24 protein-coding genes and 3 tRNA genes are annotated in these 25,109 nt (G+C 73.0%); 16 read left to right on the forward strand and 11 right to left on the reverse strand.

Going from position 1 to position 25,109, the window contains the following annotated elements; translation table 11 throughout:
- The first annotated feature begins 9 nt into the window (after window positions 1-9).
- Window positions 10-1,038 carry a ketol-acid reductoisomerase gene (gene ilvC / locus DQ237_RS08495; RefSeq protein WP_113799117.1) on the forward strand — a complete coding sequence of 343 codons (1,029 nt, stop codon included), beginning with the start codon at window positions 10-12 and terminating at the stop codon, window positions 1,036-1,038.
- 55 nt (window positions 1,039-1,093) lie between these two features.
- Here the strand turns inward: ilvC and DQ237_RS08500 are convergent, their stop codons facing one another.
- The 3 genes from DQ237_RS08500 to DQ237_RS08510 form a co-directional block, all read right to left on the reverse strand.
- Window positions 1,094-1,630, reverse strand: a complete 537-nt coding sequence (locus tag DQ237_RS08500) for a hypothetical protein (protein WP_147251765.1) — start codon at window positions 1,628-1,630, stop codon at window positions 1,094-1,096.
- A 180-nt stretch (window positions 1,631-1,810) separates the two neighbouring features.
- On the reverse strand, window positions 1,811-2,425 hold the full coding sequence (locus tag DQ237_RS19700) for a hypothetical protein (RefSeq protein WP_166509534.1): 615 nt from the start codon (window positions 2,423-2,425) through the stop codon (window positions 1,811-1,813).
- 110 nt (window positions 2,426-2,535) lie between these two features.
- Window positions 2,536-3,207 carry a hypothetical protein gene (locus DQ237_RS08510; RefSeq protein WP_113799121.1) on the reverse strand — a complete coding sequence of 224 codons (672 nt, stop codon included), beginning with the start codon at window positions 3,205-3,207 and terminating at the stop codon, window positions 2,536-2,538.
- 148 nt (window positions 3,208-3,355) lie between these two features.
- Between DQ237_RS08510 and serA the strand changes: the two genes are divergently transcribed.
- The 3 genes from serA to cimA all read left to right on the forward strand — a co-directional run bounded on the left by serA (window position 3,356) and on the right by cimA (window position 7,784).
- Window positions 3,356-4,957: a phosphoglycerate dehydrogenase gene (serA, locus tag DQ237_RS08515; protein WP_113799123.1), complete on the forward strand. Its 1,602-nt coding sequence runs from the start codon at window positions 3,356-3,358 to the stop codon at window positions 4,955-4,957.
- A gap of 16 nt (window positions 4,958-4,973) precedes the next feature.
- Window positions 4,974-5,996: a 3-isopropylmalate dehydrogenase gene (locus DQ237_RS08520; protein ID WP_113799125.1), complete on the forward strand. Its 1,023-nt coding sequence runs from the start codon at window positions 4,974-4,976 to the stop codon at window positions 5,994-5,996.
- A 195-nt stretch (window positions 5,997-6,191) separates the two neighbouring features.
- Window positions 6,192-7,784 carry a citramalate synthase gene (gene cimA / locus DQ237_RS08525; RefSeq protein WP_113799127.1) on the forward strand — a complete coding sequence of 531 codons (1,593 nt, stop codon included), beginning with the start codon at window positions 6,192-6,194 and terminating at the stop codon, window positions 7,782-7,784.
- Here the strand turns inward: cimA and DQ237_RS08530 are convergent.
- The 3 genes from DQ237_RS08530 to DQ237_RS08540 are packed head-to-tail and all read right to left on the reverse strand — an operon-like array spanning window position 7,775 to window position 9,273.
- Complete coding sequence (locus DQ237_RS08530; RefSeq protein ID WP_240619523.1) at window positions 7,775-8,557, reverse strand: glutamine amidotransferase; 783 nt, start codon at window positions 8,555-8,557, stop codon at window positions 7,775-7,777. The genes cimA and DQ237_RS08530 overlap by 10 nt on opposite strands.
- Window positions 8,524-8,850: a putative quinol monooxygenase gene (locus tag DQ237_RS08535; protein WP_166509547.1), complete on the reverse strand. Its 327-nt coding sequence runs from the start codon at window positions 8,848-8,850 to the stop codon at window positions 8,524-8,526. The genes DQ237_RS08530 and DQ237_RS08535 overlap by 34 nt, the downstream gene beginning before the upstream one ends.
- Window positions 8,851-8,895: 45 nt before the next feature.
- Window positions 8,896-9,273, reverse strand: a complete 378-nt coding sequence (locus DQ237_RS08540; RefSeq protein WP_113799129.1) for a VOC family protein — start codon at window positions 9,271-9,273, stop codon at window positions 8,896-8,898.
- Between the two features lie 42 nt (window positions 9,274-9,315).
- On the opposite strand from DQ237_RS08540, the gene DQ237_RS08545 reads away from it, so the two are divergent.
- From DQ237_RS08545 to DQ237_RS08590, 10 genes are all read left to right on the forward strand, one after another.
- Window positions 9,316-10,128 (forward strand): fumarylacetoacetate hydrolase family protein, encoded by an 813-nt coding sequence (locus DQ237_RS08545; RefSeq protein ID WP_113799131.1) that lies wholly within the window; start codon window positions 9,316-9,318, stop codon window positions 10,126-10,128.
- The gene (gene gltX, locus DQ237_RS08550; protein ID WP_113799133.1) at window positions 10,125-11,606 is read left to right on the forward strand and encodes a glutamate--tRNA ligase; all 1,482 of its coding nucleotides are present in this window, start codon (window positions 10,125-10,127) and stop codon (window positions 11,604-11,606) included. The genes DQ237_RS08545 and gltX overlap by 4 nt, the downstream gene beginning before the upstream one ends.
- On the forward strand, window positions 11,603-12,721 hold the full coding sequence (locus tag DQ237_RS08555) for a CPBP family intramembrane glutamic endopeptidase (protein ID WP_147251766.1): 1,119 nt from the start codon (window positions 11,603-11,605) through the stop codon (window positions 12,719-12,721). Before gltX ends, DQ237_RS08555 begins: the two co-directional genes overlap by 4 nt.
- A gap of 79 nt (window positions 12,722-12,800) precedes the next feature.
- A tRNA-Gln gene (locus tag DQ237_RS08560) sits at window positions 12,801-12,872 on the forward strand.
- 34 nt (window positions 12,873-12,906) lie between these two features.
- A tRNA-Glu gene (locus DQ237_RS08565) sits at window positions 12,907-12,979 on the forward strand.
- Window positions 12,980-13,084: 105 nt separating this feature from the next.
- Window positions 13,085-13,157 (forward strand) — tRNA-Glu (locus DQ237_RS08570).
- 128 nt (window positions 13,158-13,285) lie between these two features.
- Window positions 13,286-14,377, forward strand: coding sequence for a galactose-1-phosphate uridylyltransferase (galT, locus tag DQ237_RS08575; RefSeq protein ID WP_113799137.1), 1,092 nt, complete (start codon window positions 13,286-13,288; stop codon window positions 14,375-14,377).
- Window positions 14,374-15,543, forward strand: a complete 1,170-nt coding sequence (galK, locus tag DQ237_RS08580) for a galactokinase (RefSeq protein ID WP_240619504.1) — start codon at window positions 14,374-14,376, stop codon at window positions 15,541-15,543. The genes galT and galK overlap by 4 nt, the downstream gene beginning before the upstream one ends.
- Window positions 15,544-15,573: 30 nt before the next feature.
- Complete coding sequence (locus DQ237_RS08585; protein WP_240619505.1) at window positions 15,574-17,256, forward strand: sodium:solute symporter family protein; 1,683 nt, start codon at window positions 15,574-15,576, stop codon at window positions 17,254-17,256.
- Between the two features lie 14 nt (window positions 17,257-17,270).
- Window positions 17,271-17,564, forward strand: coding sequence for a hypothetical protein (locus DQ237_RS08590; protein WP_205730122.1), 294 nt, complete (start codon window positions 17,271-17,273; stop codon window positions 17,562-17,564).
- A 9-nt stretch (window positions 17,565-17,573) separates the two neighbouring features.
- On the opposite strand, the gene DQ237_RS08595 is transcribed toward DQ237_RS08590, so the two are convergent.
- Both DQ237_RS08595 and DQ237_RS08600 read right to left on the reverse strand, forming a co-directional pair.
- The gene (locus tag DQ237_RS08595; RefSeq protein ID WP_113799143.1) at window positions 17,574-18,677 is read right to left on the reverse strand and encodes a sulfite oxidase; all 1,104 of its coding nucleotides are present in this window, start codon (window positions 18,675-18,677) and stop codon (window positions 17,574-17,576) included.
- Between the two features lie 18 nt (window positions 18,678-18,695).
- A complete protein-coding gene (locus DQ237_RS08600; RefSeq protein WP_205730123.1) occupies window positions 18,696-19,397 on the reverse strand; it encodes an IclR family transcriptional regulator in 702 nt (233 codons plus the stop codon).
- Between the two features lie 76 nt (window positions 19,398-19,473).
- On the opposite strand from DQ237_RS08600, the gene leuC reads away from it, so the two are divergent.
- Window positions 19,474-20,880, forward strand: a complete 1,407-nt coding sequence (gene leuC, locus DQ237_RS08605) for a 3-isopropylmalate dehydratase large subunit (protein WP_113799147.1) — start codon at window positions 19,474-19,476, stop codon at window positions 20,878-20,880.
- Window positions 20,881-20,885: 5 nt separating this feature from the next.
- Window positions 20,886-21,485 (forward strand): 3-isopropylmalate dehydratase small subunit, encoded by a 600-nt coding sequence (gene leuD, locus DQ237_RS08610; RefSeq protein WP_113799149.1) that lies wholly within the window; start codon window positions 20,886-20,888, stop codon window positions 21,483-21,485.
- Window position 21,486: 1 nt separating this feature from the next.
- Here leuD and DQ237_RS08615 read toward each other — a convergent pair whose 3' ends face one another.
- From DQ237_RS08615 to cofC, 3 genes are read right to left on the reverse strand one after another with little or no spacing between them, the layout of a single operon-like run.
- A complete protein-coding gene (locus DQ237_RS08615) occupies window positions 21,487-22,404 on the reverse strand; it encodes a bifunctional NUDIX hydrolase/histidine phosphatase family protein (RefSeq protein WP_113799151.1) in 918 nt (305 codons plus the stop codon).
- On the reverse strand, window positions 22,388-24,445 hold the full coding sequence (locus tag DQ237_RS08620) for an RNA degradosome polyphosphate kinase (RefSeq protein ID WP_240619507.1): 2,058 nt from the start codon (window positions 24,443-24,445) through the stop codon (window positions 22,388-22,390). Before DQ237_RS08620 ends, DQ237_RS08615 begins: the two co-directional genes overlap by 17 nt.
- Window positions 24,446-24,449: 4 nt before the next feature.
- Window positions 24,450-25,094, reverse strand: a complete 645-nt coding sequence (gene cofC, locus DQ237_RS08625; protein ID WP_205730124.1) for a 2-phospho-L-lactate guanylyltransferase — start codon at window positions 25,092-25,094, stop codon at window positions 24,450-24,452.
- Window positions 25,095-25,109: the final 15 nt, after the last annotated feature.

A 25,109-nucleotide genomic window follows, 5' to 3' on the forward strand; every position in this document is an offset into this window, starting at 1 on the left:
ACGTACCGCATGGCCGCCGAGATCTTCTACGACGCCGACGCCGACCTGTCGATCATCCAGGGGCGCACCGTCGCCGTCCTGGGCTACGGCAGCCAGGGCCACGCCCACGCCCTCTCGCTGCGGGACTCCGGCGTCGACGTGCGCGTCGGTCTGCCCGAGGGCTCGAAGAGCCGCGCCAAGGCCGAGGCCGAGGGGCTGCGCGTGGTCACGCCCGCCGAGGCCTCCGCCGAGGCCGACCTGATCATGATCCTCGCCCCCGACCACGTGCAGCGCACGCTGTACGCCGAGTCGGTCGAGCCGAACCTGCAGGACGGCGACGCCCTCTTCTTCGGGCACGGCTTCAACATCCGCTTCGGCTACATCGTGCCCCCGGCCGGTGTCGACGTCGCCATGGTCGCCCCCAAGGGCCCGGGGCACCTCGTGCGCCGCGAGTTCGAGAACGGCAAGGGCGTGCCCTGCCTCGTCGCGGTCGAGCAGGACGCCAGCGGCTCCGCGCTGCAGCTCGCACTGTCCTACGCGGCCGCGATCGGCGGGACCCGCGCCGGTGTCATCAAGACGACGTTCGCCGAGGAGACCGAGACCGACCTCTTCGGTGAGCAGGCCGTCCTCTGCGGTGGCGCCAGTGCGCTGATCACCGCCGGGTTCGAGACGCTGACCGAGGCCGGCTACCAGCCCGAGGTCGCCTACTTCGAGTGCCTGCACGAGCTGAAGCTGATCGTCGACCTCATGTACGAGGGCGGCATCGCCAAGCAGCGCTGGTCGGTGTCCGACACCGCCGAGTACGGCGACTACACCTCCGGCCCCAAGGTCATCGACGCCCGCGTCAAGGAGTCGATGAAGGAGGTCCTCGGCGCGATCAAGGACGGCTCGTGGGCCGCGGCCTTCATCGCCGACCAGGACGCCGGCGCGCCGGACTTCACGGCGAAGCGCGCCGCCGCCGAGCAGCACCCGATCGAGGAGACCGGGCGCAAGCTGCGCGGCCTCATGAGCTGGGTGTCGGCCTCGGACGACTACACCGGCACGGCTGCTCGCAGCTGATCCGACCGCTCGCCCGACGGCCCCCGCTGCACCCGCGGCGGGGGCCGTCGTCGTCTCAGTAGGAGATCCCCTGGGCGGTGTAGTGGCGCTTCGCGTCCGGCTGCCGCAGCAGGTAGACGATCACGCCGGGGAGCACGAAGCCCAGCAGACCTGTGAAGAGGAATCCCCACCCGCTGACGAGCGCCCAGAACCAGGTGAGCAGCTGGACCGCCAGCGCGGCGTAGCTGCCCAGGAGCAGTAGCTGCGGGGACTTGCCCTGCAGGACCTGGATCCCTCCGGCGAGGAGCACCGCCCCGGTGGCGACCGACAGGAGCGTCAGCAGCCCGAGCACGCCGCTGAACGCGAAGATCAGCCCGACGCCGAAGAGGCTGATGAGCGCGAGGGCGCCCATGACGATGCCGATGATCGCCGCGGCGGTCACCCCGCCCGGCCGTTGCGCCACACCGCCCGGGGCACCGGGACCGACCGGTGCGGGGCCGTAGCCGGAGGACTGCCCGGGAGGTGGGGGTGGCGGGGGAGCCCAGGCCGGCGGAGGCTGCGGAGCGCCCCTCGGGTCGGCGGCGGGATCGGGGCCGGCGGATGGGCTGGACATCGTGCGCTCCCTCCTGCGGGAGGTCGCCCGGTCAGGCGACCGCGGCGCGGAGTCTAGGGACGCGAGAGCCTCCGTGGGGGTGTTCGGGACGTCGTACGACGACGGCCCCCGCTGCGGTGCAGCGGGGGCCGTCGAGGAGTAGGCGGGGCGGAGCAGGCGGGGCGGAGCAGGCGGGGCGGGTCAGGCCGGGCGTCCGCCGTACCAGGCCTGCGCCGACCTGCCGCGGAGCAGGCCGACGATCACCGCGGGGCCGATGAGCAGCAGCAGGCCGGCGCCGCCGGCGCCGTTGTCCTCGGCGATCGCGACGACGAGGTTCAGCAGCCAGACCGCGGCGCAGCCGTAGGCCGCGTACAGCAGCAGCTGCGGCCGCCCGCCGCGGAGCACCTGGATGCCACCGACGAGCAGTGCGATGCCCGCGACGACCGCCAGCACCGACACCAGGATGTCGAGGCCGGTGATGTTCAGGTCCGAGTCGCCGATGAACGCGAAGACCAGGAGGTTGACCAGGGACGTGATGGCCCCGATCACGATGCCGACGACGCCGGCCGCGGTGACCGCGCCGGGGCGCTTCGCTCCGGGGTACCCGGGGCCAGGACCGAAGCCCGGCTGCCCGTAGGGCTGGGGCTGGCCGTACTGGGGCTGTCCGAACTGCTGCGGCGGTCCGTACTGCTGGGGTTGCCCGTACTGCGGCTGTCCGTAGGGCTGCTGGCCGTACCCGGGCTGGTCGCCGCCGGGCGGCGGGGCCCAGCCGGGCTGTGGCTGCTGCGGGTCGTGCTCGGGCGTGGGGTTGCTCATCGTGCGGCGTCCTCCTGTCGTCGGTCGCCCGGGTGGCCACCGATGGCGAACGAGGAGATCCTCACATCGGCGGGCCGGCACGGCAGGCGCGACCGGCCGGACCACCCGGTTCAGCGACCGGTGCGGCGGAACCGGTGGGCGGCGTAGAAGTCGGCCGCCCGGCGCGTGCACAGCAGCGCCACCACCGCGATGGCCGCCGCGAGCCCGGCCACGCCCACCAGGGCGGCGGCGCCGTCGGCCTCCGCGGCAGCCCCCAGGAGCGTCAGCCCGAGGAACGTGATGCTCAACGAGCCGCCGACGAGGAGCAGCACGCGACTCCGTCCGGTGAGGGCCAGCACCGACCCCCACACCATCACCACGACGTAGGCCAGCACGAGGACGGCGGCGACGACGAGACCGGCGCTCGCCGCGGCCTCCTCGTCGGCGGTGAACCCCTGGTCCTCGAGGAACTCCGAGCGCGCGACCAGGATGCCCAGGATCCCGAGCAGTCCGAAGGCCGCGAACAGGAAGCCGAGGACCGCCGCCGTCACCACCCCGCCCGGCCGGGCCGGTACCGGAGCGCCGCCCGGGTAGGGCTGCCCGTAGTAGGGCAGTCCGTACTGCGCGGGCTGGCCGTACTGCTGCGGCTGCCCGAACTGCGGCGCTCCGTACGGGGGCTGGCCGTACTGCGGTGCTCCGTACGGGGGCTGGCCGTACTGCTGGGGCTGTCCGTACCGACCCTGCGGGGGCACGTCGCCCCCGGGGCCGGGGGTGGGGCGGTACGGGTCGTCGGGCTGGCTCATGCTCTCCTCCGGTGGGCACCGGTCTCGCCGGTGCGGTCGCCCGCAGCATGTCGGGGCCCGTCCCCGGTGAGCAAGCCGGCCGGCCGCCGGGAGCCCGCTCCGGGGGGCGGCGGCGCGCAGCCGCACCCGATCCCTAGGCTGTGTGCCCGTGACCACGACCGCGCCCGTCGTCCTGATCGCCGAAGAGCTCGCCCCGAGTGTCCTGGAGGTGCTGGGGAGCGACGTCGAGATCCGTCACGTCGACGGTGCCGACCGTGCCGCGCTGCTGCCCGCGCTGGCCGAGGCCGCCGCGGTGATGATCCGCAGCGCGACGCAGATCGACGCCGAGGCCCTCGCCGCGGCGCCGAACCTCAAGGTGGTCGCCCGCGCGGGCATCGGCCTGGACAACGTCGACGTCGCCGCCGCCACCGAGCGCGGCGTCATGGTCGTGAACGCACCGACCTCCAACATCGTCAGCGCCGCCGAGCACGCCGTCGCCCTGCTGCTCGCGGCCGCCCGGCACATCCCGGCGGCCGACGCCTCCCTGCGCGAGGGGAAGTGGGCCCGCTCGAAGTTCACCGGCGTGGAGGTCACCGAGAAGACCGTCGGCGTCGTCGGCCTCGGCCGGATCGGCCAGCTCGTGGCGCAGCGCCTCGCCGCCTTCGACGTCGAGCTCATCGCCTACGACCCCTACATCCAGCCGGGCCGCGCCGCCCAGCTCGGGGTGCGCATGGTGTCGCTGGAGGAGCTGCTGCAGCAGGCCGACTTCATCACCATCCACCTGCCCAAGACCCCCGAGACCCTGGGGCTCATCGGGGCCGAGGAGCTGGCGACCACCAAGCGCGGGGTCATCATCGTCAACGCCGCGCGCGGTGGCCTGGTCGACGAGGCGGCCCTGGCCGAGGCCCTGCGGTCGGGGCAGGTCGGCGCGGCCGGGATCGACGTCTACGCCAAGGAGCCGTGCACCGACAGCCCGCTGTTCGGCCTGCCGAACACCGTCGTCACCCCGCACCTCGGCGCCTCCACGACCGAGGCGCAGGACAAGGCCGGCGCCGCCGTCGCCCGTTCGGTGCGGCTGGCCCTGCAGGGCGAGTTCGTGCCCGACGCGGTGAACGTCCAGGCCGGGGGTGTCGTCGCCGAGGACGTGCGCCCCGGTCTCCCGCTGGCCGAGAAGCTCGGCCGGGTCTTCACCGCCGTCGCCGGTGGGCTGGCCCAGTCGGTCACCGTCGACGTGCGCGGCAAGCTCGCCGAGTTCGACGCGTCGGTCCTGCAGCTGGCGGCGCTCAAGGGCGTGTTCTCCGACGTGGTCGCCGAGCAGGTCACCTACGTCAACGCGCCGCTGTTCGCCGAGCAGCGCGGCCTCGACATCGCGCTGACCACCGACCCGGAGAGCCCCACCTACCGCAACCTCGTCACGCTGCGCGGTGCGATGGCCGACGGTCGGGCCGTCGCCGTCTCGGGCACGCTGTTCGGCAAGAACCAGGTGCCGCGGCTGACCGAGGTCGCCGGCTACGAGATCGACCTCGCGGCGTCGGGCCACCTGCTGTTCTTCATCTACGCCGACCGGCCGGGCGTCGTGGGTGCCGTCGGCGCAGCCCTCGGGGAGGCCGGCATCAACATCGCCGGTGCCCAGGTCAGCCCCGCGGCCGACGGCGGCGAGGCGCTGATGGCGGTCACCGTCGACAGCCCCGCTGCTCCCGAGCTGCTGGAGGCGATCGCCGCCCGCATCGGTGCGCGTGCCGCCCGGGCCGCCGACCTCACGACGCTCTGACCTAGGGTTCCCTCCCATGCGCCTGGCAGTGATCCCTGGAGACGGCATCGGCCCCGAGGTGGTCGCGGAGGGCCTCAAGGTCCTGCGCGCCGTCGCCCCCGACCTGGAGACGACGCCGTACGACCTCGGTGCCACCCGGTGGCAGCGCACCGGCGAGCTGCTGCCGGACACCGTGCTGGACGAGCTGCGCCAGCACGACGCCATCCTGCTCGGCGCGATCGGTGACCCCAGCGTCCCGCCGGGGATCCTCGAGCGCGGGCTGCTGCTGCGGCTGCGCTTCGAGCTCGACCACCACGTGAACCTGCGCCCGGCACGGCTCTTCGACGGGGTGCGCAGCCCTCTGGCCGACCCCGGCCCCATCGACATGCTCTGCGTCCGCGAGGGCACCGAGGGCCCCTATGTCGGCAACGGCGGCGTGCTGCGCAAGGACACCGCGCAGGAGGTCGCCACCGAGGTCAGCCTCAACACCGCGTTCGGTGTCGAGCGCGTCGTCCGGTACGCGTTCGAGCGGGCCACCGCCCGCCCGCGCAAGCACCTCACGCTGATCCACAAGACCAACGTGCTCACCCACGCCGGCGGTCTCTGGTCGCGGGTCGTGGAGGAGGTGTCGGTGGAGTTCCCCGAGGTCACCGTCGCCTACCAGCACGTCGACGCCGCCTCGATGTTCTTCATCACCGACCCGGGGCGCTACGACGTCATCGTCACCGACAACCTGTTCGGCGACATCGTCACCGACGTCGCGGCCGCCGTGACCGGGGGCATCGGGCTGGCGGCCAGCGGCAACCTCGACGCGTCGGGCACCAACCCGAGCATGTTCGAGCCGGTGCACGGCTCCGCGCCCGACATCGCCGGCAAGGGCATCGCCGACCCGACCGCGACGGTGCTGTCGGTCGGGCTGCTGCTCCAGCACCTGGGCCGCACGGAGCAGGCGCGCAAGGTCGACGCCGCGGTCGCCTTCGACCTGTCGACGCGCGACCCGCAGGCACCGATCCGCACGTCCGACGTCGGCGACCGCCTCGCCGCCCTCGCCGGCGGCTGAGCGGTCCGTCGCCGGCGGCTGACCGCCGTCGGCGACGGACGCTGCGGACCGTGCTTTACTCGTCGGCGATGAGCACCACCAGCACGATCACCATCGCCTAGCGCGCAGTCCCTCCCGACTGCGCGCAGACCTCCCGTACCCGGGGGGTCTTTTTGTTTTCCGGGACCGTCGACCACCCGACCCGAGGAGCACCTCGTGACCGAGTTCCACGTCTTCGACACCACGCTGCGCGACGGCGCCCAGCGCGAGGGCATCAGCTACTCGGTCGCGGACAAGCTCGCGGTCGCGCGGCTGCTGGACGAGATCGGCGTCGGCTTCATCGAGGGCGGCTGGCCGGGAGCCCTGCCCAAGGACACCGAGTTCTTCTCCCGTGCCCGCACCGAGCTCAAGCTGCGGCACGCCCAGCTCGTCGCCTTCGGCGCGACGCGCAAGGCCGGCATCCGGGTGGAGGACGACGCCCAGGTCCGGGCGCTGCTGGACGCCGAGACGCCGGTCGTCTGCCTGGTCGCCAAGTCCGACGTCCGCCACGTGCACGACGCGCTGCGCACCACCCCGGAGGAGAACCTGGCGATGGTGGCCGACACGGTCGCCTTCCTGGTCGGTCACGGCCGCCGGGTCTTCGTCGACTGCGAGCACTTCTTCGACGGGTACGCCGCCGATCCCGGCTACGGCGTGCAGGTGCTGGAGACGGCGTTCGCGGCCGGCGCGGAGGTCGGCGTCCTGTGCGACACCAACGGCGGCATGCTGCCGATGGGTGTGGGCCGGGTGGTCGCCGACGTCCGGTCGCGCACCAGCGGGCAGCTCGGCATCCACTGCCAGGACGACACGGGCTGCGCGGTCGCCAACACCCTGGCCGCGGTCGAGGCCGGGGTCACGCACGTGCAGGGGACGGCGAACGGCTACGGCGAGCGGGCCGGGAACGCCGACACCTTCGTGCTGATCGCCAACCTGGTCACCAAGATGGGCATCCCCGCGGTGCCCGACGAGTGCCTGCCCGAACTGCAGCGGGTCAGCCACGCCATCGCCGAGCTGGCCAACATCGCGCCCGACGACCACCAGCCCTACGTGGGTGCCTCGGCGTTCGCGCACAAGGCGGGCCTGCACGCCAGCGCCATCAAGGTCAGCCCCGAGCTGTACAACCACCTCGACCCCGCCGTCGTCGGCAACGACATGCGCATCCTGGTCACCGAGATGGCGGGACGGGCCTCGGTCGAGCTGAAGGGGCGCGAGCTCGGCGTCGACCTGACCGGTCAGTCCGACGCGATCGGCCGGGTGGTCGACCAGGTGAAGGTCCTCGAGGCCGACGGATGGTCCTTCGAGGCAGCCGACGCCTCCTTCGAGCTGCTCCTGCGCGCCCAGCTGCCCGACGCCCCGGCCCCGCTGTTCCGGCTGGAGAGCTACAAGACCTCCGTCGAGCACTGGGGCAACGGCGTCGTGGTCAGCGAGGCGACCGTGAAGGTGCACCTGCCCAACCCGGACGGGACGACGGAGCGCGTCATCAGCACCGGCGAGGGCAACGGCCCGGTCAACGCGCTGGACAACGCCCTGCGCCAGGCGCTGGTGGGCCGCCACCCCCAGCTGGCCGAGGTCTCGCTGGCCGACTACAAGGTCCGCATCCTCGGCTGGCGCAGCGGCACCAGCGCCACCACACGGGTGCTGATCGACACGACCGACGGGGTGGGGGAGTGGACGACGGTGGGCGTCCACGACAACGTCGTCGAGGCGTCGTGGCACGCGCTGGTCGACGCGCTCACCTACGCCGTGGTGCGCCGCCCGGCTCAGCCGTAACGGCGGACGAAGTTGGCCAGCACCCGTGAGGGTGCGCCGACCCGGGCCGAGGACACGAGCGAGATCACCTGTTCCATCTCCTCGGGCGGGAAGTAGCCGGCGTGCTGGTAGATCCGCACCCGGGCGACCAGCCCGTCGACGTCGAGCTCCGGGTGGAACTGGGTGGCGTAGACGTTCCGCCGCACGCGGAACATCTGCACCGGGCAGGTCGCCGACGAGGCCAGGAGCACCGCTCCCGGCGGCAGGACCCGGCAGGCCTCCTTGTGCCCCACGAAGGCCTCGAAGGTTCCCGGGAGCCCGGCCAGGAGCGGGTCGTTCCGGCCTTCGTCGCTGAGCGTCACCTCGACCGCGGACACCGGCTCCCCGTAGGTGCGGTCGACGACGCCGCCCTGGTGCGTGCCGAGCGTGCCGATGCCGTAGCAGGCGCCGAGGAAGGGGAGGTCGCGGGCGACCACCTCGTCGAGCAGCGCACCCAGCTCGCGTTCCACCCGCAGCTGCACCGCCGACTTCTCCTCGGCCGGGTCGCTGGAGTTGAAGGGGCTGCCGCCCAGCAGGATCCCGGCGAAGGCACCCGGATCCAGGTCCGGCAGCGGGCCGGTCTCCAGGCGGACGCGGTGCAGCCGTTCCGGGGACAGCCCGCCGAACCGGAGGAACGACGCGTACTCCTGCTCCGCGGCCTCGTCCTCCGAGCGCGTGGACAGGAGCAGGAACGGCCGTCCCGACCGGCTCGGGACGGCGCTCAGCGGGGCTGGATCTCGCCCATCGGGCCCCAGCCGGGGACCTCGGGCGAGTCGACGTAGATGATCTGCGGCTGCGCGGAGACCAGGTCCGGGGCCTTGTCCACGAACTGCTTGAAGGCGTCGGTGCCCACGTGCGCGGCACCGGCGTCGGAGTCGCGGAACCCTTCGATGCACACCCAGGTGTCGGGCTCCTCGACGCTCCTCGACCACTCGAAGAACAGCGAGCCCTCCTCGGCGTTCACCGCGCGGGCGTAGTCGGCGGCCAGGCCGGCCCACTCGTCGGCGCGCTCGGGGCGGACGGGCATCTTCACCACGATGAGGATCACGACGACATTGTCGTCCTCCGGACGACACCGCGTTCACGGGCCCGGTCAGGGCTCCAGCCGGCGCCTCAGCAGGCAGAACTCGTTGCCCTCGGGGTCCTGCAGCACGTGCCAGCCCTCGTCGCCGGTCTGTCCGACGTCCGCCGGGCGGGCACCCAGGGAGAGCAGCCGCTCGAGCTCGGCGTCCTGGTCGCGGTCGGTGGGGTTGACGTCGATGTGCAGGCGCAGCTTCCCGGGCGTCGGATCGGCGACCGGGCCGAAGACCAGGGTGGGCGCCGCGCCGCCGAAGCCGGCCTCGGGCCCGATCTCCACCGAGCCGTCGGCCTCGCGGCCGAGCACGCGGTAGTCCAGGACGGCGGCCCAGAAGGCGGCGAGCGCCTCGGGGTCGCGGCTGTCGACGACGAGCTCGCTGAGCTTGCAGGCCATGGGCGCACGGTAGGCCAGGAGGGGCGCGACTAACCTCGCCGTGTGCGCATCGTCCGTTTCGCCTCCCAGCAGGGCATGTCCTTCGGCGTCCTCGACGGGGACGGCCAGGTCGCCCAGATCGAGGGCCATCCCTTCGGCCAGATCTCCTTCACCGGCACGCGCTTCGCGCAGGCCGACATCCGGCTGCTCTCGCCGATCCTGCCGAGCAAGGTGGTGTGCGTCGGGAAGAACTACGCCGACCACGTGAAGGAGATGAACACCGGCGACGCCCCGAAGGAGCCGCTGCTCTTCCTCAAGCCGTCGACGTCCGTCATCGGTCCCGGTGACGCGATCCGCATCCCGCCGGGCAGCACCAACGTGCACCACGAGGCGGAGCTGGCGGTCGTCATCGGCGCGCGCGGCGCCCGCAACGTCACGCCCGAGCAGGCCCTGTCCAGCGTCTTCGGCTACACGATCGGCAACGACGTCACCGAGCGCGACATGCAGAAGAGCGACGGGCAGTGGACCCGCGCCAAGGGCTTCGACTCCTTTTGCCCGCTCGGCCCGTGGATCGAGACCGACCTGCCGGGCCTCGGCCTGGATGCCTCGGACCTCGAGGTCACCTGCAGCGTCGACGGCGAGCGCCGCCAGCACGGCCGCACCAGCCAGCTGCTGTTCGGCATCCCGACGCTGATCTCCTACATCTCGCGCGTGATGACGCTGCTGCCCGGCGACGTCGTCCTCACCGGCACGCCCTCGGGCGTGGGCCCGATCCGCGCGGGGCAGCAGGTGGAGTGCGCGATCCAGGGCCTGGGCACGCTGACCAACAGCGTGGCCGACGCCGAGGGCATCTCCACCGCGGGCGCGGCCCGATGACGGGCGAGGTCCGCACCCGGTTCTGCCCCTCGCCGACCGGCACGGTGCACGTCGGCCTGATGCGCACGGCGCTGTTCAACTGGGCGCACGCCCGGCACTCGGGCGGCACGTTCGTCTTCCGCATCGAGGACACCGACGCCGCGCGCGACTCCGAGGAGTCCTACCGCCACCTGCTCGACTGCCTGCGCTGGATGGGCCTGGAGTGGGACGAGGGCCCCGAGGTCGGCGGTCCGCACGGCCCGTACCGGCAGTCCGAGCGCTCCGAGATCTACCGCGAGGTGGCGGCCAAGCTGCTCGAGGCCGGCCACGCCTACGAGTCCTTCTCGACGAACGAGGAGGTCGACGCCCGCCGCCGGGCGGCCGGGCAGGACCCCAAGCTCGGGTACGACAACCACGACCGGTTCCTCACCGACGCCCAGAAGGCGGCCTTCCGCGACGAGGGCCGCCAGCCCGTGCTGCGGCTGAAGATGCCGGACGAGGACCTGGTCTGGACCGACCTCGTGCGCGGCGAGATCCGCTTCGCGGCCGGGTCGGTGCCCGACTTCGTGCTGGTGCGCGGCAACGGCGCCCCGCTCTACCCGTTCGTCAACCCGGTCGACGACGCGCTCATGCGCATCACCGACGTGCTCCGCGGCGAGGACCTGCTGCCCTCGACCCCGCGCCAGCTCGCGCTCTACGCCGCACTCACCGACATCGGCGTCGCGCAGGGCACCCCGCGGTTCGGCCACCTGCCCTACGTGACCGGCGAGGGCAGCAAGAAGCTGTCCAAGCGCGATCCGCAGTCCAACCTGGACGTGTACCGCGACCGCGGGTTCCTGCCCGAGGGGTTCGCCAACTACCTGGCCCTGCTCGGGTGGTCGATCGCAGAGGACCGCGACATCTTCTCGATGGAGGAGATGACCGCGGCCTTCGACGTCACCCGGGTGAGCCCGAACCCGGCGCGCTTCGACCTGAAGAAGGCCGAGGCGATCAACGCCACGCACCTGCGCGCCCTCCCGGTCGAGGAGTTCGTCGACCGGGTGACTCCCTACCTGGCCGCCGAGGGGCTGCTCGCCGACCCGCCGACCGCCGAGCAGGACCGCGTGCTGCGGGCGATCGCGCCCCTGGCCCAGGAGCGGATGGTCGTGCTGTCGGAGGCCGTGGGCCTGCTGCGCTTCCTGTTCGTCGACGACGTGGAGATCGAACCCACCGCCGCCGAGAAGCAGCTGGCCGGTGACTCCGCGGTGCAGGTGCTCGACGCCGCCACGACGGCGCTGGGCGAGCTGGCCGACTGGAGCACCCCCGCCATCGAGCAGGCGCTCAAGGACGCGCTGGTCGAGGGCCTGGGCATCAAGCCGCGGCAGGCGTTCGGACCGGTCCGGGTGGCGGTCAGTGGTCGCACCGTCTCCCCACCCCTGTACGAGTCCATGGAGCTGCTCGGCCGGGAGCGCACGCTCGCCCGGCTGGCCGCCGCCCGCGAGGTGGCGACGGCGGGATGAGCGTGCCGGGCGCCGGCGCCGGGCCGGGGGAGTCCTACGCGGGTCCGCCACCGTTCCTGCGCCCCGGACCCGACCAGCCGCCGCCTGCACCGTGGCCCACGGTGCAGGCGATCCCGCCCTGGGCGCCCCCGTGGCCCTCGGGTGGGGCGCCGCAGGTGGCCTGGGCGCCGCCTCCGGGCACACCTCCGCACGACGTGCCCCAGCCGTTCCTGCACGCGATGCGGGCCCGTGACTGGGGGTGGTGGCGGCCGGTGCTCGGACTGCTGCTGCTGGGGGTGGTCTTCGCCGTCGCGGGTGCCGTGGTCGGCGTGGTGGGCATCCTCACCGGCGTCAGCCCGGACCTCACCATGGGCGACCTCGCCGACCCCGGCGTCCTCCTGGTCACCAACCTGACCCTGATCGTCGGCATCCCCGTCGTCTGGCTGGCGTGGGTCGTGGCGCACGGCATGAGCCCGGGCTGGTCCTCCTCGGTGCTGGCGCGGCTGCGCTGGCGGTTGCTCCCGCGATTCAGCGTCCTCGCGCTGCTGTCGCTGGGCGTGGCCATCGGCCTGGCGGTCCTCCTCGACGTCGTGGCGGGCGACGGCGACATCGAGGGGCCGGTGGAGGACTGGGGCTGGCTGCTGGCGGTCGTCCTGCTCACCACGCCGCTGCAGTCGGCGGCCGAGGAGTACCTCTTCCGCGGCTACCTCAGCCAGGCGATCGCCGGGTGGATCCGCACCCCGGCAGTGGGTGCGGTGGTGGCGGCCGTGGTCACCGGAGCCCTGTTCTCGCTGGCGCACCTCCCGCCCGACCCGGTGACCTTCCTGGACCGCTTCGCCTTCGCCCTCGCCGCCTCGGCGGTCGTGTGGCTGACCGGTGGGCTGGAGGCCGCGATCGTGCTGCACGCGGTGAACAACGTCGTCGTGTTCGTGCTCGCCGCGCTGCTGGGCGGAGGCGTGGCCGACCAGTCCCTCCCGGAGGGGGCGAGCCCGCTGCCGCTGCTCCTCGGCCTGGCCGGCACCGCGGCCTACGTGGCGCTGGTCGCCCGACGGCGGCGCCGGGCACGGCCGGAGACCCGGACGGCGGCCCAGGACCTGCGGGGCCCGTTCCTGCCGGAGCCGGTGCCGGCGGCCTGACCCGCCGAGCGGGGGGTGGTGCGACCGGCCCGGACGGCGTCAGGTACAGTTCTCTCCGGCGCCGCGAGGTGCTCACCCATGGGGTATGGGGTAATTGGCAGCCCGACGGTTTCTGGTTCCGTTAGTCTAGGTTCGAGTCCTGGTACCCCAGCGAGGAAGCCTGGTTCCTCTTGCACCACCAGCACGGCCCCGTCGTCTAGCGGCCCAGGACGCCGCCCTCTCACGGCGGTAGCGAGGGTTCGAATCCCTTCGGGGCTACGCGATCGAGAGCCCCCGACCACCCGGTCGGGGGCTCTCGCCTTTCCCGGCCGCCCGGCCCCCGTGCGGGGGCCCTGGGGCGGCATGGCAGAATGGTGGCTGTCCGGCCCCGTCGTCTAGCGGCCCAGGACGCCGCCCTCTCACGGCGGTAGCGAGGGTTCGAATCCCTTCGGGGCTACGCGATCGAGAGCCCCCGACCACCCGGTCGGGGGCTCTCGCCGTCTCCGGTGGCCCATGATCACCAGCCGGGTTAGCGTCGACCTGCCGCCCCGCACGATGGGGCCGGCGGGAAGGGCGGTCGGCGACGTGATCCGGACGACCCGTCGGCTGGCCGACGGGCGCGAGATCGTCTACTACGACGCCGACGGCTCCCGGGCTCGTCACGACGCCGTGGACACCCGCGACCTCCCACCGGTCAGCACCCACTCCCGGCTGCGCTGGGACGCGTTGCTCGGGGAGTGGGTCGCCTACGCCTCCCATCGGCAGTCACGGACCTTCCTGCCACCGGCCGACCAGTGCCCGCTGTGCCCCACCCGCCCGGGGCGGCCGCCCACCGAGGTGCCCGACGCCGAGTACCAGATCGTCGTCTTCGAGAACCGGTTCCCGTCGCTGGCCACGGGCGTCGACCCCGATGTGCCGCCGGCGGCGCCCGGCTCCCCGCACGCGGAGCAGCGGCCGGGTTTCGGCCGCTGCGAGGTCGTCGTCTTCACCAGTGACCACGATCGCGCGCCGGCCGATCTCGACCCCGCGCGGTTGCGGCTGCTGGTCGATGTCTGGGCCGACCGCACCGAGGCCCTGTCGGCGATCGAGGGCATCGAGTACGTCTTCCCCTTCGAGAACCACGGCGAGGAGATCGGGGTGACCCTCTCCCACCCGCACGGGCAGGTCTACGCGTACTCCTTCCTCCCGGCCCGTGCGCAGCGGCTGCTGGCCTCCGTCGAGCGGCACCGGGCGCAGACCGGCGGGGACCTGTTCGCGGAGGTCGTCGCCGCGGAGCGCAGCGGCCCGAGGGTGGTCGCCGCCAACGAGCACTGGACGGCCTTCGTGCCCGCTGCTGCGCGCTGGCCGTACGAGCTCCAGCTCGTCCCGCACCGGCGGGTGCCCGACCTGCCGGGTCTCGACGCCGAGGAGCGGGATGCCCTGGCGGAGCTGTTCGGCGATGCCCTCGGCCGGTTCGCGCACCGCTTCGACGAGCCGATGAACTACATCGCCGCCTGGAACCAGGCGCCGGTGCGCCGCGGGCGGGAGGACTGGTGGCTGCACCTGCAGCTGTTCAGCTTCCGGCGAGCCCCCGGCAAGCTGAAGTACCTCGCCGGCTCGGAGTCCGGCATGGGCGCATTCATCAGCGACACCGATCCCGAGGACGTCGCGGAGCAGCTGCGGGCCGTCACGTGGTGACCACCGACGCCGAGCTGGAGGCATCGGCACGGGCGGCCTTCGCGGCCGCCTTCGACGGGGAGCCCGAGGGTGTCTGGGCCGCGCCCGGCCGGGTCAACGTGATCGGGGAGCACACCGACTACAACGAGGGCTTCGTCCTGCCGGTGGCCCTGGGGCAGACCACCCGGGCGGCGGTGGCCCGCCGGACCGACGGGCGGGTCGCCCTGGCCTCCGTCCAGCACCCCGGGCAGCGGGTGGAGCTCGACCTGGCCGACCTGTCGCCCGGGACGCCCGACGGCTGGGCCGGCTACCCCGCGGGCGTCGTCGCCGAGCTGCGCGAGCGCGTGCCCGGTGGCGTGAGCGTGCTCGTCGACGGCGACGTACCCGCCGGGATGGGCCTGTCGTCGTCGGCGGCACTGTCGTGCTCGGTGGCCCTGGCCCTGCGCGACCTCGCGGCACCCCAGCTGACGACCGCGGACCTGGTCGACGTCGCCCGGGCCGCCGAGAACGACTTCGTCGGCGCCCCCACCGGGATCCTCGACCAGTCCGCCTCCCTGCTGTGCACCGCGGGGCACGCCCTGTTCCTCGACACCCGCGACCGCAGCAGCGAGCAGGTACCGCTGGACCTGGCGGCCGCCGGGCTGGTCCTCCTCGTGGTCGACACCGGCACGACGCACAGCCACGCCACCGGTGGCTACGGCGACCGGCGGCGGGAGTGCGAACGGGCCGCGGAGCGGCTGGACGTGCCGGCGCTGCGCGACGTGCCCGACGTGGCCGCGCTCGCCCCGCTGGACGACGGCACCGGCGAGGGCTCGGTGCTGCTGCGCCGAGCCCGCCACGTGGTCACCGAGGACGCCCGCGTGCTGGAGGTCGTCCGGCTGCTGCGGGACACCGGGGACCCCCGGGCGGTGGGGCCGGTGCTGACCGCCGGCCACGCCTCGCTGCGCGACGACTTCCAGATCTCCACGGTCGAGCTGGACACCTGCGTCGCGGCCGCGCTGGAGGCCGGAGCCGAGGGAGCCCGCATGGTGGGCGGCGGGTTCGGCGGGAGCGCGATCGTGCTGGTCGAGGACGCGTCCGTCGATCGGGTGACCGAGGTGATCACGCGTCGATTCCGGGAAGAGGGGTACAGCGCGCCCCGGACCTCCCTCGCCGTGCCGTCACCGGGGGCCCGTCGGCTCAGCTGAACCATCCACCCCGAGATTCCGGAGGCACGCGTGGGCGATCTGCGCCTCGACGCCAACTGGGTCGACTACCTCCTGGTCGTCGTCTACTTCGCCGTCGTCCTGCTGATCGGCGCCGCGGCCCGGCGCCGGGTCTCCGACAGCCTGGACTTCTTCCTGTCCGGCCGGTCGCTGCCGGCCTGGGTCACCGGTCTGGCGTTCATCTCGGCCAACCTCGGCGCGGTCGAGATCATCGGCATGTCGGCCAACGGCGCCCAGTACGGCATGCCGACGATGCACTACTTCTGGGTCGGCGCCGTTCCCGCGATGCTCTTCCTCGGCGTCGTGATGATGCCGTTCTACTACGGGTCGAAGGTCCGGAGCGTCCCCGAGTTCATGCGCCGCCGGTTCGGCACCGGCGCGCACCTGGTGAACGCGGTCAGCTTCGCCGTCGCGCAGGTGCTGATCGCCGGGATCAACCTGTTCCTGCTGGCCAGCATCGTCGAGGCGCTGCTCGGCTGGCCGCTGTGGCTCTCGCTGATCGTGGCCGCTGCCGTCGTCCTCAGCTACATCACGCTCGGTGGGCTCTCGGCAGCGATCTACAACGAGGTCCTGCAGTTCTTCGTCATCGTCGCCGCCCTCACCCCGCTCACGCTCATCGGCCTGCACCGGGTCGGGGGCGTCGGCGGGCTCATCGACAAGGTGCGCGAGTCCGGCAACGGCGAGCAGCTGACCTCGTGGCCCGGCACCGAGCTCTCCACGTTCGACAGCCCGGTGTGGTCGGTGATCGGCATCGTGTTCGGCCTGGGCTTCGTGCTGTCGTTCGGCTACTGGACGACGAACTTCGTCGAGGTGCAGCGGGCGATGGCGACCAAGTCGATGTCGGCGGCCCGCGCCACCCCGATCATCGGGTCCTTCCCGAAGATGTTCGTCCCGTTCGTGGTCGTGGTCCCGGGCATCATCGCCGGCGTCCTGGTGCCGGAGATCTCCAAGCTCAAGCAGGGCCAGGAGAGCGGGCTGGACTACAACGACTCGATGCTGGGCCTCATCCGCGACGTGCTGCCCAACGGCCTGCTCGGCGTGGCCATCGCCGGTCTGCTCGCCGCGTTCATGGCCGGCATGGCGGCCAACATCTCCGCCTTCAACACGGTCTTCAGCTACGACCTGTGGCAGCAGTACGTGAAGAAGGACCGGCCCGACGGCTACTACCTCGCCGTCGGGCGGTGGGCTACGGTCGGCGCGACCGTCGTCGCCATCGGGACGGCGCTGATCGCGTCGGGCTACAGCAACCTGATGGACTACCTGCAGACCCTGTTCGGCTTCTTCAACGCGCCGCTGTTCGCCACGTTCATCCTGGGCATGTTCTGGAAGCGGATGACGGCGACCGCCGGCTGGACCGGTCTGGTCTCGGGCACCCTCGCCGCCGTCGTCGTCGCGGTGCTCAGCGAGGACGCGCTCGGTGCGGCCTCCACCGGTGCGCTCCCGCTCAGCGGGCAGGGTGCGAGCTTCGTGGCCGCCAGCGCGGCGTTCGTCGTCGACATCCTGGTGAGCGTCGCGGTGACGACGGTGACCCGGCCGAAGCCCGTGCACGAGCTGGCCGGGCTGGTCTACAGCGAGACCCCCCGGGAGCAGCGCACCGACCCGGACGCGCACCGGCTGCCCTGGTACCAGTCACCGACCAAGCTCGCCGGCATCTCGCTGGTCATGGTCGTCGTCCTGAACGTGATCTTCCGATGAGCCAGGAGCCCTCGATGAGCACGCCCGCACGGCAGCCCTCCGGTCGGCAGCACGCGGCCGGCGCGTTCGACGTCCGCAACGTCATCGCCGGCCTGATCGGCTTCTACGGGGTCGTGCTGGTGCTCGTCGGCCTGTTCGGCGAGAGCGCCGCCGACCGGGAGAAGACCGGCGACGTGCACGCCAACCTCTGGTCGGGCCTGGTGATGGTCGTCGTCGCCCTGGCCTTCTTCCTCTGGACGCGGCTGCGGCCGATCGTCGTGGAGCCCACCCACGAGCCGGGCGAGGGCACCGACGACGGCTCGGCCTAGGAGCGGCGCTCAGGGCAGTACGGTCACCGGCACCCGCTGCACGAGGTTGTTGGCCATGCCCTGCCGGTTCCACTCCTGCTCGACCGGCTGGCCGCCCAGCTCGTCGGTGGCCCGCACGAGCAGCTCGCAGGCGCCCGTCGTCGCCGTCCAGTCGTAGGTCCACGCACGCCAGGCGTACGGGTGCGCCGGGTCGGCCGGGGCCAGGTCCGCCTGCGCCCAGGAAAGGCCGCCGTCGGTGCTGACCTCGACCCCCGTGAGAGCTGCGCGCCCGGACCACGCGCGTCCGGTCAGGGACACCGGTCCGGGACGGAGGAACCGCTCGCGGGTCATGAAGTCCGGCCAGCCGGGCGGGGCCATCAGCGCACGCGGGCGGATCCGGGTGACCGGCTCGCCCGGGTCGTCGGCGTCGACCTTCAGCCGGTAGGCGGTCGCGTTCTGGTAGCCGGTGAAGCGCTCGGTCAGGACCTCGATGCGGGAGAGCCACTTGACGTGCGCCATCCCGTACCAGCCGGGGACGACGAGCCGTAGCGGCGCACCGTGCTGCGGGAGCAGCGGCATCCCGTTCATGCCCCAGACCAGCAGGACCTCCGGGCGGAGGGCCTCGGGCACCGGCAGACCGCGGGCGTAGTCCTGCTCGACCCCCCGTTCGACGCCGTGGTCGGCCCCGGTGAAGGCGACGTCGACGGCGTCGGGGGAGAGGCCGGCCTCGGTGAGCAGGGGGGCCAGCGGCGTGCCGGTCCACTCCGCGGTGCCGACCGCCTCCAGCAGCCAGGGCTGGCTCACCGGGCGGGGCTCGAAGCGGGCCCGCCCGTTGCCGGCGCACTCGAGGAGGACCCGGGAGGTGACGGCCGGGCGGCGCATCAGGTCGGCCAGGGAGAGGGTGGTCGGCCGGTCGACGGCGCCGCCGATCTCCAGCTGCCAGGAGTGGGCATCGGTGGCCGGGATGTCGAAGTGGGTCAGCACGTAGTGGAGCCCGGGCGGGGTGACGTCGTAGCGCAGCGCCTCCAGCGGCAGGCCGTGGTTGCGGGTCGCCAGGGCCAGCTCGTCCAGCCCGATGCCCTCACCGGGGTCGGCGACGCGGGCCCGGCTGTTCGAGGTCTGCGCGATGGTCACGAGGTGCAGTCTGACCTGTCAGCGGGCGGCGCGGGAGATGGCGGCCGCGGCGTCGAGGACGGCACCGACGACCTCCGCGCCCGGCCGCCGGCCCAGTCGCTCGACCGGCCCGGAGATGGAGACGGCCCCGAGGACCGCTCCGGTCTGGTCCCGCACCGGGGCGGACAGGGAGGCCACGCCGGCCTCGCGCTCGGCCACGCTGTGCGCCCACCCGCGGCGGCGGACGTCGAGCAGGGTCCGGGCGGTGAAGCTCGCCGAGGGCAGCAGCCGGGTCACCTCGTCGGCCGGCATGAACGCCAGCAGCGCGTGTGCCGCCGAGCCCGCCGTCATGGGCAGCCGGGCGCCGACGGGGACGGTGTCGCGCAGGCCGCTGGTGCGCTCGGCGGCCGCGACGCAGACGCGGGTGGCGCCGTCGCGCACGTAGAACTGGGCGCTCTCACCGGTCGCGTCCCGCAGGGTCACCAGGTGCCGGCCGGCGATCTCGCCGATGTCGGCGGTGCCGCGGCCGAGCTCGGCGAGTGCGGGCCCGGGGGCCCAGCTGCCCCCGTCGGTGCGCCGGACGAGGCGGTGGCCCTCCAGCGCGACGGCCAGCCGGTGGGCCGTGGCACGTGGCAGACCGGTGCGCGTGACGAGCTCGGCGAGGGTCGCCGGCTCCTGCGCCACGGCATGGAGGATCGACACCGCTTTGTCCAGAACCGCGACCGGGTTAGGCTGTCCCACACAGCAATACTTGCATCCCATCCTGTGAGATCGCTACCCCGATCCCCGGACGGATGACCCGGCGAGAGGACGAACCGTGCCGAAGACCCTGGCAGAGAAGGTCTACGAGGCCCACGTGGTGCGCAGCACCGCGGGCGAGCCCGACCTGCTCTACATCGACCTGCACCTGGTGCACGAGGTGACCAGCCCGCAGGCCTTCGACGGTCTCCGGGCGGCCGGCCGCACGGTTCGCCACCCGGAGCTCACCATGGCGACCGAGGACCACAACGTCCCGACACTGGACATCCTCAAGCCCATCGCCGACCCGATCAGCCGCGCCCAGGTCGACGCGCTGCGGAGGAACGCGAAGGAGTTCGGCATCCGGCTGGCGCCGATGGGCGACCGCGACCAGGGCATCGTGCACGTGATCGGCCCGCAGCTGGGCCTCACCCAGCCCGGCATGACGATCGTCTGCGGTGACAGCCACACCTCCACCCACGGCGCCTTCGGCGCGCTGGCCTTCGGCATCGGCACCAGCGAGGTCGAGCACGTGCTGGCCACCCAGACGTTGCCGCAGTACAAGCCGAAGCAGATGTCGGTCACCGTCGACGGCGAGCTGGCCCCCGGGGTGTCCGCGAAGGACATCATCCTGGCCGTCATCGCCCAGATCGGCACCAACGGCGCCGCCGGGCACGTCATCGAGTACCGGGGCAGCGCGATCGAGGCGCTGTCCATGGAGGCGCGCATGACGATCTGCAACATGTCGATCGAGGCCGGCGCCAAGGCCGGGCTCATCGCGCCGGACCGGACGACCTTCGACTTCCTCCAGGGCCGCCCGCACGCGCCGCAGGGCGCGGACTGGGACGCCGCCGTCGAGTACTGGTCGACGCTGCGCACCGACGAGGGGGCGGTCTTCGACGCGGAGGTCGTGCTCGACGCCTCGACGCTGACCCCGTTCGTCACCTGGGGCACCAACCCCGGGCAGGGCCTGCCGATCGACGGCGTCGTGCCCGACCCGGCCGACTTCGCCGACGAGGGCGAGCGGCGGGCCGCCGAGCAGGCGCTGGCCTACATGGGGCTGACCGCCGGCACCCCGCTGCGCGAGATCGAGGTCGACACCGTCTTCCTCGGTTCCTGCACCAACGGGCGCATCGAGGACCTGCGGGTCGCCGCGGACCTCCTGCGCGGCAGGAAGATCGACCCGAGCACCCGGATGCTCGTCGTCCCCGGCTCGGTGGGCGTCAAGGCGCAGGCCGAGGCGGAGGGGCTGGACAAGGTCTTCCTCGAGGCCGGCGCCGAGTGGCGCGGCGCGGGCTGCTCCATGTGCCTGGGCATGAACCCGGACCAGCTCAAGCCGGGCGAGCGGTCGGCCTCCACCAGCAACCGCAACTTCCAGGGCCGGCAGGGCAAGGGCGGGCGCACCCACCTGGTGTCGCCGTCGGTGGCGGCCGCCACCGCGCTCACCGGCAAGCTGACCGCCCCTGCCGATCTGATCGGAGCCTGACCGCCATGGACGCCTTCACCACGCACACCGGCACCGCCGCGCCCCTGCGCCGTAGCGCCGTCGACACCGACCAGATCATCCCCGCGGAGTACCTGAAGCGGATCACCCGCACCGGGTTCGAGGACGGCCTGTTCATCGCCTGGCGCACCAACGAGCCCGACTTCGTGCTCAACCAGCCGCAGTACGCCGACGCCTCGATCCTCGTGGCCGGCCCCGACTTCGGCACCGGCTCCTCGCGCGAGCACGCCAACTGGGCGCTGCTCGACGGCGGGTTCCGCGTCGTCATCAGCTCGCGGTTCGCCGACATCTTCCGCAACAACTCGACCAAGTCGGGGCTGCTCACCGTCGTCCTCCCGCAGGCCGAGGTGGAGAAGCTCTGGACCGCGATCGAGGCCGACCCGACGACGCCGGTGACCGTCGACCTGCAGGCGAAGGCGGTCTCCTACGGGGACACGGTCGTGCCGTTCGAGATCGACGACTACGTGCGCTGGCGGCTGCTCGAGGGGCTGGACGACGTGGGGCTCACCGAGCGGCACCTCGACGACATCGAGGCCTACGAGGCGAAGCGGCCCTCGTGGCTGCCCACGGCGCTGCCCGCCCGGTGAGTCACGGGGCGTCCGGGTCCGGGCCGAGGTCGCGGTAGTAGTCGGCCGACAGCCCGCCCGGGCGCCCGCCGAGCACCCATACGCTGCCCTTGGCCGCGGGCGGGTGCAGACCGGGGACGCCGTGGCCGTGCACGCCGAGCGCGGCGAGCACGGTCGGGATGGTGCCGCCCTGGCTGCAGACGACGGTGACGCCCGGGCCCTCCAGCAGCCGCAGGGTCGTCTCCAGCGCGCGGTGGGGATCGCCGCCGAACTCCGGCTCGCCGAACTCGACCAGCTCCTCGACGTCCAGCCCCAGGTGCTCGGCGAGCGGGGTGACCGTCTGCCGGCACCGCAGCGGGGTGGCGGTCGCCACCGTCGTGGGTCCGAACAGCGGGAGCACCCGGGCGAGCTGCCGGGACTGCTCCTCCCCGGCGGGGGTGAGCGGGCGGACGTCGTCGGGACCGCTCCAGGCGTCGCTGCTCCCGGCCTTGCCGTGCCGGACCAGGACCAGCGACGGCTCCCGCGGCAGATCGGTGCGCGCCAGGTCGGCCAGCACCTGGCGGTCGGCGTCGTGCGTGCACAGCGCTGCCGCGTCGCCGGGGGACAGCCAGCGCAGCTCGTCGACCTCCTCGTTGGGTGCGAACTCGCCGCCGGTGACCCGCATCAGCCAGTAGTCGACCCGCTTGTCGCCCTCGGGCACCCGGTACCGGCTGGTCACGCTGCGGCGCCCGGCGACCGCGGTCAGCCCCGTCTCCTCGGCGACCTCGCGGACCGCCGCGGTCAGCGAGTGCTCTCCCGGGTCGAGCTTGCCCTTGGGTAGCGACCAGTCGTCGTAGCGCGGGCGGTGCACGACCGCGGTCTCGATGCCGCCGTCGCCGGTCGGCCGCCACACCGCACCGCCCGCGGCGACGACGGTGCGCGCCTCAGCTCGTGAGCTCATGGATCCGGTGCAGCAGCTCGGCCTGGTAGTCGCGGCCCTCGAGTCGTTCCCAGCACCCGTCGCTGCGCAGCTCCCAGCAGCGGACACCGGGGGCGAGGGCCGGCTCGAGGGTCTCCTGCAGCTGGGTGCGGGCCGCCTCGTCGCACACCCGCAGCAGCACCTCCACCCGCCGGTCGAGGTTGCGGTGCATCAGGTCGGCGCTGCCGATCCACCACTCGGCCTCCCCGCCGTTGAGGAACGACATGACCCGGGAGTGCTCGAGGAACCGGCCGACGATCGAGCGCACGCGGATGGTCTCCGACAGGCCGGGGACCCCGGGGCGCAGCGCGCAGATGCCGCGCACGAACAGGTCCACCGGGACGCCGGCCTGCGATGCCTCGTAGAGGGCGTCGATGATCTTCTCGTCGACCAGCGAGTTCACCTTGATCCGGATGCCGGCCGGTCGTCCCTCGGCGGCGTGCCGGGCCTCGCGGCGGATCCTGTCGACCAGGCCCGTGCGGATGCCGTGCGGGGCCACCATCAGCGTCCGGTAGTTGGTCTGCCGCGAGTAGCCGGTGAGCGTGTTGAACAGGTCGGTGAGGTCGGCACCGACCCGAGGGTCGGCGGTCAGGATGCCGACGTCCTCGTAGATGCGCGCCGTCTTCGGGTTGTAGTTGCCCGTGCCGATGTGGCAGTAGCGGCGGATCACCCCCTGCTCCCGTCGGACCACCAGTGCGGTCTTGCAGTGGGTCTTGAGCCCGACCAGCCCGTAGACGACGTGGCAGCCGGCGCGCTCCAGCGAGCGGGCCCAGCTGATGTTGGCCTCCTCGTCGAAGCGGGCCTTGATCTCCACGAGGACGACGACCTGCTTGCCGGCCTCGGCCGCCTCGATGAGCGCGTTGACGATGGGTGAGTCGCCCGAGGTCCGGTACAGCGTCTGCTTGATCGCCAGCACGTTCGGGTCGGCGGCCGCCTGCTCGATGAAGCGCTGCACGCTCGTGGCGAACGAGTGGTACGGGTGGTGGACCAGCACGTCGCCCTCGCGCAGGGTGGCGAAGACGCTCTTCGGGGTCTCGCCCTCGCTCAGCCGCGGATGGGTGGCGGGCACGAAGGGGTCGTCCTTGAGCTCCGGGCGGTCGAGGTCGTACAGCGCCCAGAGGGAGGCCAGGTCGAGCAGCCCGGGCACGTGCACGACGTCGTCGGGAGAGACCTCGAGCTCGGACACCAGGACCTCGAGGATCCGCGGATCCATGGGATCGGCCACCTCGAGGCGCACCGCGGGCCCGAACCGGCGGCGCGCCAGCTCCCGTTCGAGGGCCTGCAGCAGGTCCTCGTCGCGGTCCTCCTCCACCTCGAGGTCCGCGTTGCGGGTGACCCGGAACAGGTGGTGGTCGATGACCTCCAGGCCCGGGAACAGCTGCGGGAGGTGCGCGGCGATCAGGTCCTCCAGCGGCAGGAAGGTGGCCGTGTCGTCGGTCCTCCCCACCTGCACGAAGCGGGGCACGTTGTTGGGCACCTTGAGCCGCGCGAAGCGGGGTGCCCCCGTCTCGGGGTCGCGCACCGACACGGCCAGGTTCAGCGACAACCCGCTGATGTAGGGGAACGGGTGCGCCGGGTCGACGGCCAGCGGCGTGAGCACCGGGAACACCTGGTCGCGGAAGTACTCGCGCAGCCGCACGGTCGCGTCGTCCTCCAGCTCGTCCCACCGGACGATCCGGATGCCCGCGTCCGCCAGCCGCGGGAGGACGTCCTCGTTGAAGACGTCGGAGTGCCGCTGGACCAGCTCCTGGGTGCGCGCGGTGACCCGCTCCAGCTGCTCGCGGATCGTCAGCCCGTCGGGCGAGCGGACGGTGAGCCCGGTGCTCTGCCGGCGCTTCAGCCCGGCGATGCGCACCATGAAGAACTCGTCGAGGTTGCTGGCGAAGATCGCCAGGTACTTCACCCGCTCGAGCAGGGGCAGCGCGTCGTCCTCGGCCAGCTCCAGCACGCGGGAGTTGAAGTCCAGCCAGGACAGCTCCCGGTTCAGGTAGCGGTCGGTCCGGGGCACGCTCTCGGAGGCCACCCGGTCATCGTGCCGCACCCAGGTGAACGGCGAGCGTCGACCAGACGCGCAGGAGCTCCGTCGTCCGCGGGCCGGGACCCAGGGCGAGGGCGGCGCGGAGGTCCTCGGCGGTGTCGACGTCGCGCAGCAACCCGGGCCAGTCGCCGTGCAGCGGCACGGCGCCGTCGGCCCGGTGTGCCGCGGCCGAGCCGTTCCCGAAGCGGGGCCGCAGCGGCGTGCCGACGGCGGTCAGCAGCGTCGTGCCGGTGCCCTGCGCGTCGGCCACGAAGCAGCGGGGCGCCGTCGACGCGGCAGCCAGCGCCGCCTCCAGCTCGGCCGGCCGCAGGGCGGGCAGGTCGGAGGAGAGCGCGGCCACGGCCTCGCCGGCACCGCGCGCGCCGTGCTCGAGAGCGGGGTTGAGGCCGCGGTCGGGCTCGTCAGGCACCGTCCGCGCACCGAGGCCGCGCACCAGGTCGGCGGCGGCGGGCTCGTCGGTGACGACGACGACCGAACCGACCGCGGGGCAGGCGAGGGCGGCCGCCACCGTGTCGGCCAGCAGCGCCAGGACCAGGGCGGTGTGGTCCCCGCCGGGCAGGGCGGTGAGCGGCTGCAGCCGGGTCTTGGCCACGGCGAGCCGCTTCGCCGGAACCACGACCGACCAGCTGTCCACGGCCACAATGTGAGC

Origin of the sequence: Blastococcus sp. TF02-8 (assembly GCF_003319175.1) — a bacterium.
Classification (GTDB): domain Bacteria; phylum Actinomycetota; class Actinomycetes; order Mycobacteriales; family Geodermatophilaceae; genus Blastococcus.